Annotated in this window: 17 protein-coding genes and 1 riboswitch; of the genes, 13 read left to right on the top strand and 4 right to left on the bottom strand. The window is 52.3% G+C overall.

The genetic code is table 11. The features are described from left to right. The first annotated feature begins 256 nt into the window (after positions 1-256). From BWI93_RS23050 to cbiB, 7 genes are all read left to right on the top strand, one after another. On the top strand, positions 257-832 hold the full coding sequence (locus tag BWI93_RS23050) for a hypothetical protein (RefSeq protein ID WP_094815811.1): 576 nt from the start codon (positions 257-259) through the stop codon (positions 830-832). A gap of 360 nt (positions 833-1,192) precedes the next feature. Next, positions 1,193-1,669 (top strand): acetyltransferase, encoded by a 477-nt coding sequence (locus BWI93_RS23040; RefSeq protein ID WP_094815807.1) that lies wholly within the window; start codon positions 1,193-1,195, stop codon positions 1,667-1,669. Continuing rightward, complete coding sequence (locus tag BWI93_RS23035; RefSeq protein ID WP_094815805.1) at positions 1,647-2,300, top strand: class I SAM-dependent methyltransferase; 654 nt, start codon at positions 1,647-1,649, stop codon at positions 2,298-2,300. Before BWI93_RS23040 ends, BWI93_RS23035 begins: the two co-directional genes overlap by 23 nt. 9 nt (positions 2,301-2,309) lie before the next feature. Continuing rightward, on the top strand, positions 2,310-4,148 hold the full coding sequence (locus BWI93_RS23030) for a magnesium chelatase subunit D family protein (protein WP_094815802.1): 1,839 nt from the start codon (positions 2,310-2,312) through the stop codon (positions 4,146-4,148). A gap of 7 nt (positions 4,149-4,155) precedes the next feature. Then, positions 4,156-5,625: a cobyric acid synthase gene (locus BWI93_RS23025; protein WP_094815800.1), complete on the top strand. Its 1,470-nt coding sequence runs from the start codon at positions 4,156-4,158 to the stop codon at positions 5,623-5,625. Positions 5,626-5,628: 3 nt separating this feature from the next. Next, on the top strand, positions 5,629-6,636 hold the full coding sequence (locus tag BWI93_RS23020) for a histidinol-phosphate transaminase (protein ID WP_094815798.1): 1,008 nt from the start codon (positions 5,629-5,631) through the stop codon (positions 6,634-6,636). After that, a complete protein-coding gene (cbiB, locus tag BWI93_RS23015) occupies positions 6,624-7,565 on the top strand; it encodes an adenosylcobinamide-phosphate synthase CbiB (RefSeq protein ID WP_094815796.1) in 942 nt (313 codons plus the stop codon). The genes BWI93_RS23020 and cbiB overlap by 13 nt, the downstream gene beginning before the upstream one ends. 189 nt (positions 7,566-7,754) lie before the next feature. Here cbiB and BWI93_RS23010 read toward each other — a convergent pair whose 3' ends face one another. Together BWI93_RS23010 and BWI93_RS23005 are read right to left on the bottom strand one after the other, a co-directional pair. Continuing rightward, entirely contained in the window at positions 7,755-9,131 is a 1,377-nt protein-coding gene (locus tag BWI93_RS23010) for a DUF3472 domain-containing protein (protein ID WP_094815794.1), read from the bottom strand. Between the two features lie 276 nt (positions 9,132-9,407). Further along, a complete protein-coding gene (locus BWI93_RS23005) occupies positions 9,408-10,472 on the bottom strand; it encodes an RICIN domain-containing protein (protein WP_176454303.1) in 1,065 nt (354 codons plus the stop codon). A 612-nt stretch (positions 10,473-11,084) separates the two neighbouring features. On the opposite strand from BWI93_RS23005, the gene BWI93_RS23000 reads away from it, so the two are divergent. The 6 genes from BWI93_RS23000 (at position 11,085) to BWI93_RS22975 (ending at position 16,309) form a co-directional block, all read left to right on the top strand. Further along, positions 11,085-11,705 carry an AAA family ATPase gene (locus BWI93_RS23000; protein WP_141217575.1) on the top strand — a complete coding sequence of 207 codons (621 nt, stop codon included), beginning with the start codon at positions 11,085-11,087 and terminating at the stop codon, positions 11,703-11,705. Continuing rightward, positions 11,705-11,966: riboswitch (cobalamin riboswitch) on the top strand. It overlaps the preceding gene by 1 nt. 66 nt (positions 11,967-12,032) lie before the next feature. Further along, positions 12,033-13,208: an ABC transporter substrate-binding protein gene (locus tag BWI93_RS22995; protein WP_094816057.1), complete on the top strand. Its 1,176-nt coding sequence runs from the start codon at positions 12,033-12,035 to the stop codon at positions 13,206-13,208. Further along, on the top strand, positions 13,205-14,242 hold the full coding sequence (locus BWI93_RS22990; RefSeq protein ID WP_094815788.1) for an iron ABC transporter permease: 1,038 nt from the start codon (positions 13,205-13,207) through the stop codon (positions 14,240-14,242). Before BWI93_RS22995 ends, BWI93_RS22990 begins: the two co-directional genes overlap by 4 nt. Continuing rightward, positions 14,239-15,222, top strand: coding sequence for an ABC transporter ATP-binding protein (locus BWI93_RS22985; protein ID WP_094815786.1), 984 nt, complete (start codon positions 14,239-14,241; stop codon positions 15,220-15,222). Before BWI93_RS22990 ends, BWI93_RS22985 begins: the two co-directional genes overlap by 4 nt. An 8-nt stretch (positions 15,223-15,230) precedes the next feature. Further along, positions 15,231-15,809 carry a cob(I)yrinic acid a,c-diamide adenosyltransferase gene (locus BWI93_RS22980; RefSeq protein ID WP_094815784.1) on the top strand — a complete coding sequence of 193 codons (579 nt, stop codon included), beginning with the start codon at positions 15,231-15,233 and terminating at the stop codon, positions 15,807-15,809. After that, positions 15,806-16,309: a bifunctional adenosylcobinamide kinase/adenosylcobinamide-phosphate guanylyltransferase gene (locus BWI93_RS22975; RefSeq protein ID WP_094815782.1), complete on the top strand. Its 504-nt coding sequence runs from the start codon at positions 15,806-15,808 to the stop codon at positions 16,307-16,309. The genes BWI93_RS22980 and BWI93_RS22975 overlap by 4 nt, the downstream gene beginning before the upstream one ends. A gap of 48 nt (positions 16,310-16,357) precedes the next feature. Here the strand turns inward: BWI93_RS22975 and BWI93_RS22970 are convergent, their stop codons facing one another. Together BWI93_RS22970 and BWI93_RS22965 are read right to left on the bottom strand one after the other, a co-directional pair. Then, a complete protein-coding gene (locus BWI93_RS22970; RefSeq protein WP_094815780.1) occupies positions 16,358-17,500 on the bottom strand; it encodes a TlpA disulfide reductase family protein in 1,143 nt (380 codons plus the stop codon). Between the two features lie 48 nt (positions 17,501-17,548). Continuing rightward, positions 17,549-18,127: a nitroreductase gene (locus tag BWI93_RS22965; RefSeq protein WP_094816055.1), complete on the bottom strand. Its 579-nt coding sequence runs from the start codon at positions 18,125-18,127 to the stop codon at positions 17,549-17,551. Positions 18,128-18,249 lie beyond the last annotated feature (122 nt).

The following is an 18,249-nucleotide window of genomic DNA, read 5'->3' as shown; positions in this document are numbered from 1 at the left end:
GAATTCAGGTGGTTAGTCCTGCCCCTCATTCGGGCTGTGCTGCTGGGGAAAATGAAAGGTAAGTCTCGCTGATTTCAGAAGTAAATGGATCCGTAGACGTGTAGAAATAGAGACAGCTCATCCACTGCTTTCTTCAGTCTGGTTATACTGGGTTTGTTTTAGGGGGTGTCGGAAACGATTTTTGAACGGGTGCTTTAGTCATGCCAACCCTGGGAAAGGGTTCTTCTGCTTTGTTTCCGTTTATTTTCCTGAATCCATGAAAACGATTACGCTATTATCTATTCTGCTTTTATCCCTGAGCGGTTGCGGAGAGATAACCCATTCGACCGCTACTGATCCTCTAACGATTCCTTCCGCTCCTCCCAAGCCTTCCATTGCTGAACCCGGAGCGGTAACCCTCCAGTTTTTGCGGTGGTATCAGACGCATGAATCGGAAATCTCAGCCTTGCCGCTCGTCAACCCACCTGCTGATTCGACAGCTTTTTATTCGGTAAATCAACGGGGCACGGAACGTTACCTGGTTCTGTTTAACTCCACTAAACTAGTGTCGCCTGAGTACCTGGCTTACTGGAAAACCTATTTTAAAGAAGCCGAACGGCATTTCCAGACGCATCCGCAGCATGAGGGTCCACCCGAGGGATTCGAATACGATCTGGTACTGCAGTCTCAGGAAATAGACCTGGAACAACTGACGCAGGCACAGGTAATCCAGCAAACGGTTGAATCCAACCGAGCACACGTATTGGTACGCTTACCTGATCAGCAAAAGCTGCGTTTCACGCTACAAAACCAACAGAATCACTGGCTTATTGACGGTATAAGGGCTGAATAACCTTAGAACACCTAGAGAACAACAACGTCTTTATCGGCAGTTGGAAACTGCCTGATGGTAGGTACCGGTTTGGAAACCTGCACCAGTGGCGTCCTTGTTTTTAAACCAAACGCCTCAACCCCGGAGGGGTTCAATATAATTGGCCCCGTATGCAATGCGGGGAAATCAAAAGGGAGATAACCATGGGTTGTACCCATGGCTAATCAAATTGAACCCCTCCGGGGTTAGAGATGAACTATCCCTTCTAATAGATTTCCGCAACGAATCCGGGAAACCTGTAACATTCTTCCAGAAAAATAAAAACTTCAGGCTTCCGGGGTTTCCTACCTTTGAACGCCTGCAACAATACACCACAATCGAATGCCAATTACCTTAACCACCGTTCTTCCTGCCGACTATCCCGAACTCACGGACGTTTGGGAAGCTTCCGTCCGGGCTACCCATGCTTTTCTTTCCGAAGCCGACATTCAAGCATTCAGACCTTTGATTCTGAATGAATTTCTGGCGATGGTCGATCTGACCGCCGCCCGCGACGAAACCGGTAAAATCCTGGGCTTCGTGGGCGTTGCCGAACAGAAGGTAGAAATGCTTTTTCTGCACCCAGACGCCCGCGGCAAGGGCCTAGGAAAACAATTGTTACGTCACGCGATTACCCATAAGCAGGCTACTACGGTTGACGTCAACGAACAGAATCCTCAGGCACTGGCTTTTTACGAGCACATGGGTTTTGTTCGCGTGGGTCGATCCGACGTGGACGGCATGGGAAAACCCTACCCCCTGCTGCATTTAGCTTTAGTAACCGATCGTATCAGCCATGAATCACCACGAAAAAGTTGAACACCTGAAAGAACTCGCCCGCCAGCTGCGTTGCCCGGAAGGGGACGAAGGCATCCAGACGGGCGAACATATGAATGTCAACAACGCCGGAATGACGGCCCGAACGCTCGAAAAGCTGCATCCCGCCGAGCGGGTGCTTGAGATCGGACCGGGCAATGCCCAGCACGCCGCCCAGGTCCTGGAGAAAGTAAAGCACTACTACGCGGTCGATATTTCGGAAACGATGGTAACCGAAGCCCGGCAACGCAACGCGGCCTGGATTGAGCAGGGCCGCGTACACGTTGAGCACATCGACGGGCAGCATCTCCCCTTTTCCGATGCCTTTTTTGACGAAATTTTTACGGTAAATACCATCTACTTCTGGCCCAAACCGCTGGCGTATCTGGAAGAAATGTACCGCTGCCTCAAACCCGGTGGACGTTTAGTATTGGCCTTTGCTACTCAGGAATTTATGCAGCATTTGCCCTTCACCCAGTATGGCTTCGAGATGTACGCCACGGATACCGTTGAGGAACTGCTAACCTCGGTTCCTTTCACGATCCTAGATGTGCATCAGGAGGACGAAGAAATTCTAAGTAACGCGGGACACGCCGTCGTTCGTACCTTTGTGGTCGTTAGTGCCCAAAAGTAACGTAGCGTCATGTCGTACCCCTTCTCCGCCCTGGTTGGCCAGGATCAGCTTACCCTCGCCCTTTTGCTTTGTGGAATCAACCCGGGTATTGGCGGCGTACTCATTCAGGGCGACAAGGGAACCGCCAAAAGTACCGCTGCCCGGGCACTGGCCGAAATTCTGCCGCCCATTCAGCGGATTGCCGGCTCCCGCTTCAATACGGAACCCAGTCAGATTCTGGACTTTGATGCGGTCAGCCAGTCTGGCGAGTACGAAATCGAAGAAGTAGCCGTACCCCTGGTAAACCTACCTTTAGGTGCCACTGAAGATCGGCTACTGGGTCAGCTTGATCTGGAAAGCGTCCTCAACGAACGCCGACGGGCCCTCCAGCCGGGTCTGTTGGCTCAGGCTCACCGGGGCATTCTGTACATTGATGAAGTCAATTTATTACCCGACCATTTGGTGGATGTACTGCTTGATGTGGCGGCTTCGGGCGTCAATACCGTCCAGCGGGAAGGCTTGTCGGTAAGCCACCCCTCGCGGTTTGTACTCATCGGTACCATGAATCCCGAAGAAGGAGCGTTACGCCCACAGTTTCTGGACCGCTTTGGTCTGATGGTCAACGTACAGGCTCCGGATTCCATTGCCGAGCGTACCGAAGTGGTGCGTCGTCGCATGGCCTATGATCAGGCCCCGCAGGCGTTCATGCACGACTGGCAGCCCGCTCAGGTGGCCCTACGTGCTCGCATTGCTCAGGCCCGCGAGCGACTGCCGCAGGTACAGATGCCCGAGGGATTGCTCACCCTCGTCAGTCAGCTCTGTACACAATTACAGATCAGTAGCTTACGGGCCGATCTCGTTCTCTACAAAACGGCGATTACCCTGGCTGCTTTTGAGGGTCGAATGGAAGTAGAAGCCGCGGACATTAAACGAGCTGCGGAATTAGTCCTCCCCCATCGACGACGCAAAAAGCCCTTTGAATCTCCGTCCTTTCATTCGTCTGAACTGGACGATCTGATGAATACCCCACCACCGCCGCTACCCCAGCCGGAGCCGGAAGCTGAACCAGTAAAAGAAGAAGTACTGGGCATAGCTCCCGTAGCTGAGCCACCGGCTTTAACCGTTGAAAACCATTCGATGGAGGCCTTGAACGGACGCCGGAGCGAAATAGCCCGGACGCCCCGTGGCTTCAAAACCCAGACCGTACCCAGCACCTCTCCTACCGACCTGGCTCTAACGGCCAGCGTACAACAGGCTCTGATCCGGGATCCGGAGACGTTCCAGCTTTCGCGGGAAGACCTGCATCAAACGATACGAACCGGAAAAACCGGACATTTCATTCTTTTCGTGGTAGATGCTTCGGGTTCCATGGCGGCTAGTCGGCGGATGGAAGCCGTGAAAGGTAGTGTACTGAGTCTGCTTACTGACGCTTACCAACGCCGTGATACCGTGGCGGTCATTGCCTTTCGGGGCGTAGAAGCTCAGTTGCTCCTGGAACCTACGCAAAGCGTCGAACGGGCGGAAGTGGCTCTGCGTACCCTGCCCACGGGTGGACGGACGCCCTTACCTCAAGCCTTACAGCTGGCTCTTGACGTATTGAAACAGCAACCCGAAAATCCCCTACTGATTATCCTGAGCGATGGCAAGGCTAACGTACCCCTGCCCGGCGGTGGCGATGCCTGGCAGCAAACGCTGGAACTGGCGACACGCCTGCGTACGATTCCCGCCCTGGTGCTCGATACCGACACGGCGTACGTTCGACTGGGACGGGCGAGTGAGCTGGCCCGGACGCTGGGAGCCGAATGTGTATCTCTGGAAGATTTTTCTGCCGAAACCCTTACCCGAACGGTCTCCGGACTGATGTCATAAGATCCAAATGAATGCTTCACTTCGCCCGATTATGTTCGTGGGCACGGCCTCTGATGTGGGCAAAAGTGTGATTACCGCCGGATTCTGCCGGATTTTTAAACAGGATGGCTATTCTCCGGCTCCTTTCAAGGCTCAGAATATGTCGCTGAACAGTTACGCGACGCCCGAAGGACTGGAAATGGGCCGTGCTCAGGCCGTGCAGGCCGAAGCGGCGGGCATTCCCTGCCATACGGACATGAATCCGGTGCTGCTTAAACCGACTACCGATCAGCGTTCGCAGGTGATTCTAAACGGAAAACCCGTCGGTACGCAGTCCGCGTACGAGTACTTCCGCACGCAGGATCGGCAGGAATTATTCGCCGAAGTAACGCGGGCCTTCGACCGACTTTCGGCCCGACACTCTCCCATTGTGCTGGAAGGAGCCGGGAGCATTTCGGAGCTTAACCTGAAACACCGCGACATCACCAACCTACGCATGGCCCGGCACGCCGGAGCGGCCACTTATCTCATCGGCGACATCGACCGGGGTGGTTTGTTCGGGAGTGTCTACGGTACCATTGCTCTGCTAAGCCCCGAAGAACGGGCCTGCATGAAAGGCATTCTGGTGAACAAGTTTCGCGGCGATGCCCGTCTGTTTGCCGATGGGAAACAGATGCTGGAAGAGCTGACGGGTCTGCCCGTGGTGGGTATTCTGCCGTATTTCAAGGACATTTTTATTGAAGCCGAAGATTCCCTCGCTCTGGAATACAAAAAACAAGTCGCCCAAACGCAGAAAATCAACGTAGCCGTTGTGCATTTGAATCGACTTTCAAACTTCACGGATTTCGACCGACTGGAGAATGACCCCCGAGTCCACTTGTACTATACTCGCGAAGCCGACGAACTGGCCAAAGCTGACATCGTTATTTTACCCGGCAGTAAAAATACCATCGATGACTTACTGATTCTGAAACAAAGTGGGCTGGATCAGAGCATTGTGCGGGCTCATCGGGCGGGCAAAACGGTCATTGGCATTTGCGGTGGCTATCAGATGCTGGGTCAGAGCGTGGAAGATCCGCAGGGCGTGGAAAGTTCTATTCCAAGTATCGCCGGACTGGGGATTTTGCCCATCCAAACGGTACTACAGCCCATTAAAACCACTGTTCAGCGGCAGTTTCGCTATCGGGAAGATTCTTCCTGGTGTACGGGCTACGAAATTCACATGGGTGAAAGTCGCCCGTTAGGACCTGAACAGCCGCTGACGGTTTTCGAAGATGGGCAATCGGATGGCTATTACCTGAATGAGCGATGCTGGGGTACGTACCTACACGGCATTCTGGATAATGAGGTGGTAATCGAAGAGCTTTTGTCCGCGTATACTACCGAGTCAGTAAACTTCGATTACGCCGCCTACAAACAGGAACAGTATGATCGACTGGCGGATCTCATTCGTCAGCACGTAGATATGGAGCAGATTTACGCTCATTTGAAAAGCTAAGGTATGTTACAGGGACACGGCGATGATGGCTATCAGTACGAAAAGCCCATCCTCGCGGATTTTAGTACAAACGTTTGGTACGGGGGCGAACCCGCCGGGCTTCAGGCGTATCTGTTTGACCGCTGGTCGAGCATCAATCGCTATCCGGAGGTGCTGGCCGAAAGTTTGATCGAGCGGCTGTCGGTTCATCACCAGCAAGCCCCCACGCAGTTTCTGGTGAACAGTGGTACGACCGAAAGTATTTACCTGGTTGCCCAGGCTTTTGCGGGAAGTCGTACCACGATTGTGATTCCCGCATTTGCCGAATACGAAGATGCTACCCGGATGCACGGGCATACCCTGACGTTTTTGCCCTGGGAGCAAACGTATGCCCTGCCCAAGAGCGATCTCGTTTTTATCTGCAATCCCAACAACCCCACGGGAGCCGTTTTTCAGAAGCTGGACTACTGGCTTCGAACGTACCCGCAAACGGTATTCGTCGTGGATGAAGCTTTTATTGATTTCACCCGAGCCATTGACTCCTGCGAATCGCTGATCGCGTCGTATGGGAATCTGATTATCCTGCGGTCGCTTACGAAAACCTACGCCATACCGGGCCTCCGATTGGGTTACGTGATGGCTCAGAAAACCGGTATCGAACGATTGAAACGGTACAAGCAGCCGTGGACTGTCAACGCCCTGGCTCTGGCCGCCGGGCATTTCATTTTCGAACAGTTTGATGCCATTCAGCTTCCACTGGATCAGCTTTTAATCGATAAAGAAAAGCTGGTAACCGCCCTGCGAACGCATTCAGGGCTTCGGATTCACGACAGCCATACGCACTTTTTTTTGGGGGAAACACTCGACCGTACCGCCGCTGAATTAAAACGCTATCTGCTCGAATCGCACGGCTTACTCATTCGGGATGCCAGTAATTTTCGGGGCTTAAGTCCTCGTCACTTTCGGATCGCTACGCGTACGCCCGAAGAAAACCAGTGGCTCCTCAACGCCCTTCAAACATGGCCCTGCTAACTTTTTTCCCGCTGATTTTCGGCTACGGGCTGGACTTGATCATCGGTGATCCGGACCACTGGCCCCACCCCATCCGGCTTTTTGGTACGACGATTTACAAGGGTGAACGTTGGTTGAATCAGGGTCGGTATCGATTCTGGAAAGGGGGTTTGTTTGCTGTAGTATTGATTATCACCGTCTTTTCCTGCTTTTGGGGACTGGAACGGTTACTCTCCGCAGGCCCCTGGTGGATTGCCGGACTGGTTCAGGGCGTCTTCATCTGGTATGGGCTCGCCAATCATAACCTGATCCGCGAAGGCCGACAGGTATTTACCGTACTGGATACGCAGGGGCTGGAAGCGGGGCGTAAGCAATTATCCCGCATTGTGGGTCGTGATACGTCCCAGCTCAGTGCTCAGCAAATTCGTATTGCGGTACTGGAAACCATGTCCGAAAACCTGAGCGACGGCGTCATTGCTCCGCTTTTTTATTATGCACTGGCAGGGGTTCCGGGTATGATGGCGTACAAAATGGTCAATACGCTCGATTCCATGATTGGTTACCGCAATCCGCGTTATGAGCAATTCGGCAAAGTTGCTGCTCGCATCGACGATGTAGCTAACTTCATTCCTGCCCGACTCACGGCCCTGCTAATGGTACTCGTAACGGCGAGCGGCCGGGGACTCCGCTTCATTTTCCAATACGGTCATCAGCACAAAAGCCCCAACGCGGGGTATCCCGAAGCGGCTCTGGCGGGCATTCTTAACTGCCGATTCGGCGGACCTAACGTCTACCACGGCATCCGCGTAGAAAAGCCGTATCTGGGTAAACAGGAGCGAATGATTGAACCGCACGAAATCAAACGCGTAAGCTGGATCAACCACGCCTGCTGTCTGATGATGGTGCTGGGTTGCCTGGCTTGGAACGCGTGGAAACAGGGTGCGTGGTAGGGAAGAGTAGTTGGCAACGTTGACTTGTTTACTATTTGACCACGTAATTTCTATGCTATTAAATCGTCTTTTTAGATAGTTTGGATATTAGCAATCCTTTCCTTCTGTGCCAGTACACTAACCTCATTCAATTTTTTCTTACCATCTCTAATGCTTTGATTATCTGTACAAATCATTTATTCGGGTAAGTCAATCACTGGTTTTTTTCCCGCTTTGGGGTCGTTGCACTAGCGTCGGTATTGGTACGTACGTTTCCGTATAGCCACCGCCAGAACTTAAGAGAAAGCCATTACTCGTGGAAAGGCCACACCCATAGTCTTTTACGCTCCGATTTTGATCGCCGAAGGGCAGCGTCAATACGGCTTGAGTAACCTCCTGCCACTCACCGCTCAGGGTACGCACCCACACGTTTTGATAAGATGCAGATCTGCGATGCCGATCATCATGCGTGGAAAAATCTTCCAGAAAGGCTTGAGCTTCGGTCAGGCTTTTCATCAGGGTAGGTGTACTTATTTTTGCGATTCTCTCCCACCGCTGGTCTTTTTCGAAGAATAAAGTGTATATCGTTTGATGGTGTACGGAATCGGGTTGAAGATGGATTAAAAATTTGTAGGTAGTATCTTCTTTCCAATCATACACCAGATGGGTATGAACGCCGCTTCCTTCGCGGCCAAATCGGGAACTAAACACCCGCAGTCCTTTTTCCAGTAAGGTGGCCCGCATCGAATCCGGCACCTGCCTAGGATTGTTATTGCCCGCATTGGCATCCCAAACCGAAAAAATCACTCGCCTTTCCCTGGTAGAATGTACCTGGATTCCACTATAGAATAATCTTCCTCCCAACACCGAATAATAGGTATGGGTCGGAGCCTCACCCGTTGGCACGTTTATCTCGGCATAAATCCAGTCCGCCGGTTCTTTTAAAACGTAATCTAATGTCAGATAAGCTGCTCCGTGTTTTTTAGAGCCTTGCGTTAGCGGACGCGTACGGTCCAGATCAGCCTGCGTGACTAGCTTCAGAGGCGGATGAATGCCCCCCTGAAAGGTGGTTCCGGTCACCGGCATCTCAGTCGTTACTACTTCCCACTGCAGGTCAGGGTCCATCCAGAGTTTACCCGGCCCTACCAAACCCGCTCCTACTTCGATTCGCGTCGTTTGCGATGGAATATCCAGCACAATCGTATATTTTCCCCAATCCAGCGATCCTTTTATGCCTCGCTTCTGCATGTTGTCAAAAGCGACCGGATAACTCCCAGCCTCTGCCCGGAAGCACAGTCCGGCCCATTGCTGGATATTCTCCACTTTGAGATATCCCGTAAGACGAACGCGTTTACCCGCCAGCTTTTTCACGTCAATGGCTTTCAATAGATAGCCAAACCCATTAGGTCGGTTGGTATTGGATTCAATCCGGAGTGACGCCTGTTCACCGTGCCGTTGGTTCTCATCCACAGTCAGTTGATACTCGCCGGGATGGCTTTCGTAGGTAAGCCATCCCGGTGGTATAGTGAACGTACCCAACATCAAAGGCAGGCACAGCACGCTCCAAAACACGATTTTGAAAGGCATTTCAGTAGAGGTTAAGTCTGGCAGATGCGGCTATTGTACCCAAGGTTGCTTTGGTTTCACCTTAACTGCCTAGAAAAGGCAGGCGGAATCAGGGATGTTATTGCTGGATACAGGGGGTACATCGTGGCACCTTTAGCATCTCAGCGAAACGAAACCTAGAAGACGCCTGACTCAGCTCCTGTTTTTACAGAAAAACCTCCCAACGTAATTTTTCAACCACATCAGGAGGTTTTTTCCCCTACGTAAGGATTGGGGCGGGCTTACTTTCCAACTTTATCACATCCCATCCGTCCGCATTGCATATACCAGTTTTACGTGACGATAGGCACCGATTTCCGACCATTCGTTATCATAGTTCAGTCCATACGGCCAGAAGTGACTTCCACCAGTATTGATGACCGCATTCGGTCCATCGAAGGTCTTAACAGTGGCGACGGCATTTGCTCCCGTGAAGGGTCCCGTAGACGTGTTGGCATACCAGCCACCCGAGATACCGACACCCCAGGTGTGGGCGATTTCGTGCATGGCCGTACGCGTGTTTTGGTAACTGGGATTACCCCCGAAGCGAATGTTTCCGTTGGTATTACCGTCGGCGGTCTGTACACCGGTATTATACTCAACGGTCAGGGTTCTGGCGGGCCAGTTGGCCAGACGGTTATAACGGGCACAGGCGTCGTTCATGGCACTCGTAATCCGGGCCCGTACATCATCGGGTACATTAGACGTCGTTAAAACCCAGCCTAACTGCCCCGCTTGCTGGGCTTTAATCAAGGCCCACTGCTGGTTTTCTCCACCCCAATACCCCCATTGTTTAATCTCGGCCAGATCGTCGATCGACTGGTTGAATACATCCAGATCTTTGCCACTGTTCCGATTAATAATGCGATAATAACCATCCCCTAAGGCCAAAAATTGCCATTGTTGCTGGTTGGCTCCGGTGTAGTTGGCGATGCTAATGTCTCCCCCATCGGTCGTTGAACCTTGTACCACTTCCAACGCACGTTGACTTTGCACCCCTACAATGGAATAAAATCCACCCGAAAGCTGGGTCAGCGTCCATTCCTGATTACTGGCTCCGGTTCCGCCGTACTGGACAATATTAGAACCTGAAGCCGTCTGTAAACCTTCCACATCCAGCATTTTTCCGCTGCGTCGATTCACAATAAAGAACCGGCCATTCGCAGCGGTTTGCAGAGTTTCTGAGGCAGGAACGCGGGCCCCTTTAGAGCTGACGACAACGTTAGATTCAGGTTTTGGTGGGGTTAAGTTTTCTTTTTGGCAACTGGTTACCAAAGCCAGGACCGCCAGAGCGAGTCCTTTTAAACCTACTTGCGTTTTCATAGTAATAGAGTTGATTGACATGTGGTGTACATACCCATGCTTATGTACAATGTTTGGGGTGAACAAGAGAGCATGAGAAAAGCAGTGGCTAAGCGACTTTCTCCTGTAGTCGTTACTCCCTAACGAGGGATGAAGCAGGAAGGGCGGAAGTAGTGCATCTGAAGTGGTTCCATCTAGTTAGTTTTGGCGGTGAACACGATGAACAGATTTGTACTTACTGAAAACCCACCGTATCTAAAAGCATAGGCGGGAAAGCAGTCTGATGAAAAAGTTTAAGTGAAGAAATGGGTGAATGATTTCTTCAAGGACGCTTTACGGCATCAGGCCTGCTTTTGATGCTCCTATGCAAGTACCCTTAGCGATATACTCTATTTCGTTCTAGTTTTTTATAAAAAAATACAAAATATAAGTATCATAAGGTAAGAAGAGGCCTGTATCATTTCTCTTTACTCGCAGGTAAAGGCCTATTCTATTAGGGCAGGAATGGGATTGATTTACAATTAGCTGGTTCGTATCGCTTACCAAACAACCGCCAGTATTGACAAACACACGTTTAGCATCCGGTTGGTCTGACCATCAGAATCGGTATTTTTGTGGGTCAAAACGGAGGCCATGCAGCGAATCATCATCTCAGGAGGACCGGGAGCCGGGAAAAGTACCTTACTCGAAGCGTTACAGGACCGGGGGTATCCTACTTCGGTCGAAGTATCGCGACTTCTGATTCAGGAACAGGTACAGCTGGGTTCCAAGCAGGTTCCCTGGAATGATCTGAGCGGTTTTGCCGGGCTGGCTTTGGAACGAATGCAGAGAGCCTATCAACAGGCTCAGGGACCGCTGACGTTTTTCGACCGGGGCATTCCTGATATTCTGGCGTATCTACGGGTAGGCAACATTCCGCTGGAACCGGAATGGATGCAGGTGGCCCATCAATACCCTTACGCTCCCTGGGTGCTGATGGCTCCGCCCTGGAAAGAAATTTACGTCAACGACGCCGAACGCTGGCAGACCTTTGCCGAAGCCACACGGCTGTACGAAACGCTGTCGGAGGTGTATCAGTCGCTGGGCTATCAGCTGATCGTACTTCCCCAGGTTTCTGTGGCTGAACGCGTGGCTTTTGTGGAGACTATACTGAAAAAATGGTTTCTGGAAGAACCCTTGTCCGCCCTTACGCCAGAGCCCAGTTTTTGTCAATCAGGCAAGCTTCGTATGAGTGACCCGACAATTTCTTCGTAGTTTTGCGGCCCCATCCAGGTAACCGTCGTGAGACGACGGTTTGAAAAGGGAATCCGGTGCAATTCCGGAACAGTCTCCGCTGCTGTAAGTTCTTTTCGTTTTCAGTTTCTGGTTTTCAGTTTTCAGTACTTAGGCTGTAAACTGAAAACGGCGAACTGAAAACTGAAAACTTCTCCACCATACGCCACTGTACCCCCTGGGTACGGGAAGGGGTTGGGAAGGGAACGAGTCAGAAGACCTGCCTGAGTGGTTAACCCCCGACAGCTTTCGGAAGAAAAGCTCGTACGAATCATGATGCATCCTTTGTTTACTTTTCCGCAGAAATGTATGCGGCAATGGGTTCCACTGTTGGTAGTGGCAGCCTTCACGCTGGGTTTACTGACCCAGTGTAGTTCCACCTCTTCCGTTGCCGAACAGGGCGAAGCGGCCGTTAAACACGACTACTTTCCCGAGAAAGTCCAGATCAAACACGCCAAAGGCTTTCGGATTACCTACCGCTCGCATTACAAAGTGGTACAGATCATGAGTCCCTTTGAAAAGAGCACGGATACGGCGACCTACGTTCTCCTGCAACGCGGTACGCCCCGTCCGAAAGGGTACGAGAATAGTCAGCTCATTGAAATTCCTCTACGTTCGCTGGTTGGGATGTCGTCCATGCACATCGGACTGGTCAGTTTTCTAGACGCCGAAGCTATTCTGGTAGGACTGGGCGATCTCAAGTACGTATCTTCCGAAAAAGTCATTGCCCGTATCAACGAAAAGAAAATTACGCAGGTGGGCAAAGACCAGACGCTCAACGAGGAAACGCTGGTCGCCATGCACCCCGATTTGGTAATGGCCGTCGGGCAACCCAATGCCCGCATGGATCGCTATCAGACGCTCAACGCCGCCGGAGTACCCGTACTCATCAACTCCGAGTGGGTCGAAACAACACCACTGGGCCGGGCCGAATGGGTGAAGCTGCTGGCAGCCTTGCTCAACCAGGAAGAACAGGTGAATCAGCGATTTGCCGCCGTAGAAAAGGAATACAATCGACTCAAATCCCTGACCCGTTCAGTCAAAACACGGCCCAGTATCATCACCGGTACCAGCTACAAAGATTCCTGGTTTGTACCCAATGGCAATAGTTACATGGCTCAGTTTTTCCGCGATGCCGGAGCTACTTACCACTGGAATGCCACCCGGGCCACGGGCAGTTTGCCGCTTAACTTTGAGGCCGTGTATCCCATTGGCCTACAGGCCGATTACTGGTTGAATGTAGGCATCAGCGGACGAGATACGAAAAAAGACATCCTGGCCCGAGACGCCCGTTACGGAGATTTTAAAGCCTTCAAAACCGGCCAGTTGTATAACTACAGCAAGCGAACCAACGCCCGGGGATCAAACGATTACTGGGAATCGGGAGCTGTTCATCCGGAGCGGGTACTGGGCGATCTGATTAAAATTCTGCATCCCGAACTCCTGCCCGATTACGAACTGTATTATTACAAACAACTCCAATGACACCACGCCTGCGACTCGTACTGGGTTTACTCCTGGCAGCAACGGTAGTTGGTTTTCTGGTGAACCTTACCCTGGGTTCCGTAGCCATTCCGCTTCGGGAAGTGGTACGTATCGTACTTCACCACGAATCCGAACAGACGGCCTGGCTCTTTATCGTTGAAAAAATTCGTATTCCCAAGGCCTGTACCGCCGTGCTGGTCGGCTGGGGATTATCCGTGAGTGGGCTGCAAATGCAAACGCTTTTTCGCAATCCGCTGGCTGGCCCCTCCGAACTGGGTATTACCGCCGGGGCGGGTCTGGGCGTGGCGGCGGTGATGCTGGGTAGTGGGAGCGTTACCAGTCTATACGCCATCCGTCAACTGGGGCTTTCCGGGAGCTGGCTGATTGTGGGCATGGCTTCGCTGGGTTCTGCTCTGGTACTGGGACTGGTCCTGCTCATTGCCGGACGACTCCGCGACCATGTGGTTCTGTTGCTGGTCGGGGTAATGGTCGGCACGATCACCTTTTCCGTCATTAGTATCTGGCAGTATTTCAGTCAGCCCGAACAGATTCAGGAATACTTACTCTGGACCTTTGGTTCGCTGGGTGGCGTACTCGGGACACACCTGTACGTGCTCGCGGGCGTGGTCATGCTGGGACTGGTACTGGCCTTTGCCTCTTCCAAAGCCCTGAATGCCTTGCTGCTGGGAGAAGCCTACGCCCGTAGTATGGGGCTAACCGTTCGGCGAGCCCGTACTCTGATTATTGCCAGTACGAGTCTGCTTACGGGGAGTATCACCGCGTTTTGCGGTCCGATTGGTTTCATTGGAATTGCCGTACCACACCTGACCCGTTCGTTGCTGGGTACCTCCAATCACCGCATTCTCATTCCAGCGAATGGCCTCATTGGCAGTCTGTTGATGTTATTATGCGACAGCATTGCCCAGCTTCCCGGTACGCAATCGATCTTACCCATTAATGTAGTGACGTCCTTACTGGGGGCTCCGGTGGTGATCTGGATGATTGTCAGTCGTCATAAATCCGTTTTTGTATGAGCCAGCCGCTACTAACGACCCATGACCTGCGGATTGGTTACCCAACGAAATCCGTTGCTGGGCCTCTCAATCTGAGCTTGCAGCCGGGTCAGCTGGTCGGTTTGCTGGGCCCCAACGGAGCGGGCAAATCGACGCTGATGCGAACGCTCTCGGGTTTACAGGCGGCTTTGAGCGGCGAAATTCACCTGGACGGGCAGGTACTAGCCAGTCTCGCTCCTACTGATCTGGCCCGAAAACTCAGCCTGGTCCTGACCGAACGCGTCGAAGCCGGACACCTGCGGGTTCGCGAACTGGTGGCTCTGGGCCGCACGCCGTACACCAACTGGCTGGGCAGTCTGACGGCGGAAGATCAACGTAAGGTTGACTGGGCTTTGGAACTAACAGGTACAGTGGCCTTTGCCGACCGACGCCTGCCCCAACTCAGCGATGGCGAACGGCAGAAAGTTATGCTCGCCCGGGCACTGGCTCAGGATACCGATCTGATTTTGCTGGATGAACCCACCGCTCACCTGGATTTACCGAGTCGGGTCGAGTTAATGCGACTGCTGCACGAACTGGCCCGACAAACGGGAAAAGCCATTCTACTTTCCACGCACGAACTGGATCTGGCCCTACAGGCCGCCGACCAGTTGTGGCTCATGGGGACCAACGGCAGCTTTGCTCAGGGTGTACCCGAAGATTTGGTCCTCACCGGTGCGTTTGAACGGGCCTTTACGGCTACTGGTTTTGTGTTTGATCGTCTTACGGGGACTTTCCAGTTGTACCCCTCCCCTACCGGGCCGGCTGTACAACTGACGGGCGAAGCCGGTCCGCTGTTCTGGACCCGACGGGCCTTGTGGCGGGAAGGCTACGGTACGGAGCCTGGGGCTGCCCTTACCGTGGAGGTACAGTCCGATCGCTGGCTGATTGATGGAGGCATTGCGGTCACTTCCATCCAGGCATTACTTGAAGAACTTTCCAAACGGCTTAAAGGCCGATAACTCATCTTATGAAAATTTATACGAAAAAAGGCGACAAAGGAACGACGGGTTTGTTCGGCGGCAGTCGCGTTGCCAAAGATGACGTCCGCGTGGAGTGCATCGGTACGCTGGACGAGGTTAACTCAACGATTGGACTGTTACGCGTGAAGCTCGGGACTGAGCACGAATGGCAGGCCAATCTGCACAAAATCCAGAAGGATCTGATGGACATGATGTCGCACCTGGCCCGTCCTTCCGACGCGAAAAAAATCAATACGAATCCGCTTCCCGAAGACGGAGCCGAGTTTTGCGAAACCTGGATCGATAATCTGGAAGCGGCCATGACCTCCCCTTCCGACTACTTTCTCTTACCCGGCGGAAACGAGATTTCAGCCCTCTGTCACATGATTCGTACGCAGATGCGGCGGGGTGAGCGGCGACTGGTTTCACTCATCAAAACCGATACCGTCCACGACGCCATTCCGGCCTACATCAACCGCCTGTCCGATCTGTTTTTTACACTGGCTCGGGCCGAAATGGATAAAGCCGGAGTCGCCGAAGAAAAATGGCAACTTTTTCTGTACAAACGTTTTAAGAAACCCGAATGATCATTTACATCTCGGGTGGAGCCCGGAGCGGCAAAAGTCGCTACGCTCAGGAGCGGGCTCTCGCTCTTTCGGAGTCGCCGGTGTACGTGGCTACGGCGAAAATCTGGGACGAAGATTTCGCCGGACGGGTGGATCGGCATCGGCGGGAACGAGGTCCGGAATGGACGACGTTTGAGGCCGAAAAAGATCTGGCTACCCTTCCCTTACCCGGTCGGGTAGTCGTCATCGACTGCGTCACGCTCTGGCTCACGAACCTGTTTATGGCTCACGAAAACGATCTGGATCGGACACTGGCAGCGTTTCAGGCCGAGGTGGATGCTTTGGTAGAGATTCCGGCTACGTTACTGATTATTTCCAACGAAATTGGCATGGGCCTCCACGCCGATACGCCGCTCGGACGGCAATTCACGGATTTGCAGGGCTGGGCGAATCAATACGTGGCCCGTCAGGCGGAGGAAGCAATTTTTATGGTATCCGGCTTGTCCTTACGATTGAAGTAATGAACCTGGCTTAAATGACCTGACCGAAACGAATGAATTCCGGTCAGGTCATTTATCCGCGAAAATCCGACTCAATTCCCGTTGCAAATCTTCTCCCCGCAGATTCCGGGCAATGATTTTACCCGAAGGATCAATCAGAAAATTAGCGGGAATGGACGTAATGCCGTACTGCTTGGCCGCTGCGTTTTCCCAGCCCTTTAAATCCGAAACCTGGGTCCAGGTAAGCTGATCTTTCTCAATGGCTTTTAGCCAGGCTTTTTTCTGACCCGGAAAATCGAGGGATACGCCCAGGATCGTAAAGCCTTTGGCCTTGTAGGTCTGATAAGCCTTAACAACTTGCGGATTTTCCTGCCGACAGGGACCACACCAACTGGCCCAAAAGTCGATTAACACGTACTGATTTTTAAAATCCGATACCTTGACGGCCTTGCCTTCGGGCGTGGACTGCTCAAAATCGGGAGCCGTACTGCCTAACTGAGTAAGTGTAGGGGCTGCCAATTGCAGGGGAATATCTCTACCCAGCGGCGTTCGCCTGAGCTTTTTCGGTACTTTCTGATAGACTTTAGCGGCTCGCTCCGCCATACCCGACTGAGCGGCCACGTGGGACAGGCTAATCAGGCTGAGGTAAGCGTCGGGATGCTGGTCGGCAAAAGCCAGATGAATTTCGTAGGATTCCCGCAACAGCTCCTGCTCCCGATTTAGCAGACTGTCGTAGATGGTTTTATCCTTCAGCTTCTCCGGCGGCAGGGCCTGAGCTTGCCGAACAAAACGCTGAAAGGTTTCATCGTTGGCTTTCAGCTGACTTTGCAGCTCCCGGTGTAAGGTATTACTCGGCGAATTCTGAATACGGATATGTTTCAGGGAATCTTTCGCCTGAAGCTGCATGGTAACCGGTTCCAGATAGAATCGCAGATAATCCATTTTTTCCCCTGCCGCCAGCTTGGTCTGGTAGGGATTCTTGTGCAGATATAGTGCTGAAAGGATCGGGTATTCCACCGTTCCCTGAAAGGTAAACCGCCCGTCCTGTACCCGAGTGGAATCTACGATTTGCTGATTCCCCTTTCCGTAAATTAAAAAGACTGTATCGCCATTTTTCAACGCGTCTACTTTGCCATTTAGGCGAAAGGTAGATTGTGCCTTCAGTAAGCAGGGCGACAGGGCGAATAGTATACTTATAATCAATCGGAGCATAGCAGTAAATGAAAAGCCCTTTGTCAGGTCAGACAAAGGGCGGGTTTGTTAATCTTCGATCCAGGTCAGCTTATCCATAATCGGTTTACGAACGGCTGGTTTGCTCGGGGCGGTATGGTGGCCCAGATAAAAGAGCCCGACGCACTTCTGATTTTCCGATAGATTCAGGAAGGTTCCCAGGGCGGTCAGGTTACCCGGCGTGCTCCAATAGCCGCCCAATCCCATTGCCGTTACGGTTAACCATATATTCTGTACCGCACAGGCTACGGCGGCCAGTTCTTCCCACTCGGGTACTTTTTCGGGGTGGACTTCCATCACGATAGCGATGACAGCAGCCGATTGGAGGGCTTTTGAACGCGTACCTTCGTATTTGGCTTCCGAAAAATTTTCGGGTGTGGTTTGCGAACGGTACGTTTCACCCAGAAAATCAGCGAGTTTCGTTAAGCCATTTCCCCGGAAAATCGTAAAACGCCAGGGTTCAGTTAGTCGGTGCGTGGGAGCAAAATTAGCGTTCTCCAGAATCATCTCCAGGTCCTTCACCGAAATTTCCTCATCGGTATAGCTGGGCGGGAAGATACTGCGACGCGAACGGATCACTTCGTTCAATACTTCTAGGGAAAGAGTCATAGCTTCAAACGTAAAGATCTGATTTGAAAGTCCCGAAGTTAGGGCTATTCCGCCAAACGCTGACAAAAATCGTGTTAACCCAGCCTTACCTCTTGGTATAAATCCGGCCCATTAGCCATCTT

It is taken from the genome of Siphonobacter sp. BAB-5385, assembly GCF_002261125.1.
Lineage (GTDB): Bacteria > Bacteroidota > Bacteroidia > Cytophagales > Spirosomataceae > Siphonobacter.
Note: the sequence above shows the minus strand (reverse complement) of the source record. Positions and strands in the feature narration are given on the sequence as shown.

What these genes read in the sequence shown, in the direction of transcription:
- BWI93_RS22980 (WP_094815784.1), top strand. Translation starts at nt 15,231, where the DNA reads ATGAAAATTTATACGAAAAAAGGCGACAAAGGAACGACGGGTTTGTTC.
- BWI93_RS22985 (WP_094815786.1), top strand. Translation starts at nt 14,239, where the DNA reads ATGAGCCAGCCGCTACTAACGACCCATGACCTGCGGATTGGTTACCCA.
- BWI93_RS23035 (WP_094815805.1), top strand. Translation starts at nt 1,647, where the DNA reads ATGAATCACCACGAAAAAGTTGAACACCTGAAAGAACTCGCCCGCCAG.
- BWI93_RS22965 (WP_094816055.1), bottom strand. Translation starts at nt 18,127, where the DNA reads ATGACTCTTTCCCTAGAAGTATTGAACGAAGTGATCCGTTCGCGTCGC.
- BWI93_RS22995 (WP_094816057.1), top strand. Translation starts at nt 12,033, where the DNA reads ATGCGGCAATGGGTTCCACTGTTGGTAGTGGCAGCCTTCACGCTGGGT.
- BWI93_RS22990 (WP_094815788.1), top strand. Translation starts at nt 13,205, where the DNA reads ATGACACCACGCCTGCGACTCGTACTGGGTTTACTCCTGGCAGCAACG.
- BWI93_RS23000 (WP_141217575.1), top strand. Translation starts at nt 11,085, where the DNA reads ATGCAGCGAATCATCATCTCAGGAGGACCGGGAGCCGGGAAAAGTACC.
- BWI93_RS23010 (WP_094815794.1), bottom strand. Translation starts at nt 9,131, where the DNA reads ATGCCTTTCAAAATCGTGTTTTGGAGCGTGCTGTGCCTGCCTTTGATG.
- BWI93_RS23005 (WP_176454303.1), bottom strand. Translation starts at nt 10,472, where the DNA reads ATGAAAACGCAAGTAGGTTTAAAAGGACTCGCTCTGGCGGTCCTGGCT.
- BWI93_RS22970 (WP_094815780.1), bottom strand. Translation starts at nt 17,500, where the DNA reads ATGCTCCGATTGATTATAAGTATACTATTCGCCCTGTCGCCCTGCTTA.
- BWI93_RS23025 (WP_094815800.1), top strand. Translation starts at nt 4,156, where the DNA reads ATGAATGCTTCACTTCGCCCGATTATGTTCGTGGGCACGGCCTCTGAT.
- BWI93_RS23030 (WP_094815802.1), top strand. Translation starts at nt 2,310, where the DNA reads ATGTCGTACCCCTTCTCCGCCCTGGTTGGCCAGGATCAGCTTACCCTC.
- cbiB (WP_094815796.1), top strand. Translation starts at nt 6,624, where the DNA reads ATGGCCCTGCTAACTTTTTTCCCGCTGATTTTCGGCTACGGGCTGGAC.
- BWI93_RS23040 (WP_094815807.1), top strand. Translation starts at nt 1,193, where the DNA reads ATGCCAATTACCTTAACCACCGTTCTTCCTGCCGACTATCCCGAACTC.
- BWI93_RS23020 (WP_094815798.1), top strand. Translation starts at nt 5,629, where the DNA reads ATGTTACAGGGACACGGCGATGATGGCTATCAGTACGAAAAGCCCATC.
- BWI93_RS23050 (WP_094815811.1), top strand. Translation starts at nt 257, where the DNA reads ATGAAAACGATTACGCTATTATCTATTCTGCTTTTATCCCTGAGCGGT.
- BWI93_RS22975 (WP_094815782.1), top strand. Translation starts at nt 15,806, where the DNA reads ATGATCATTTACATCTCGGGTGGAGCCCGGAGCGGCAAAAGTCGCTAC.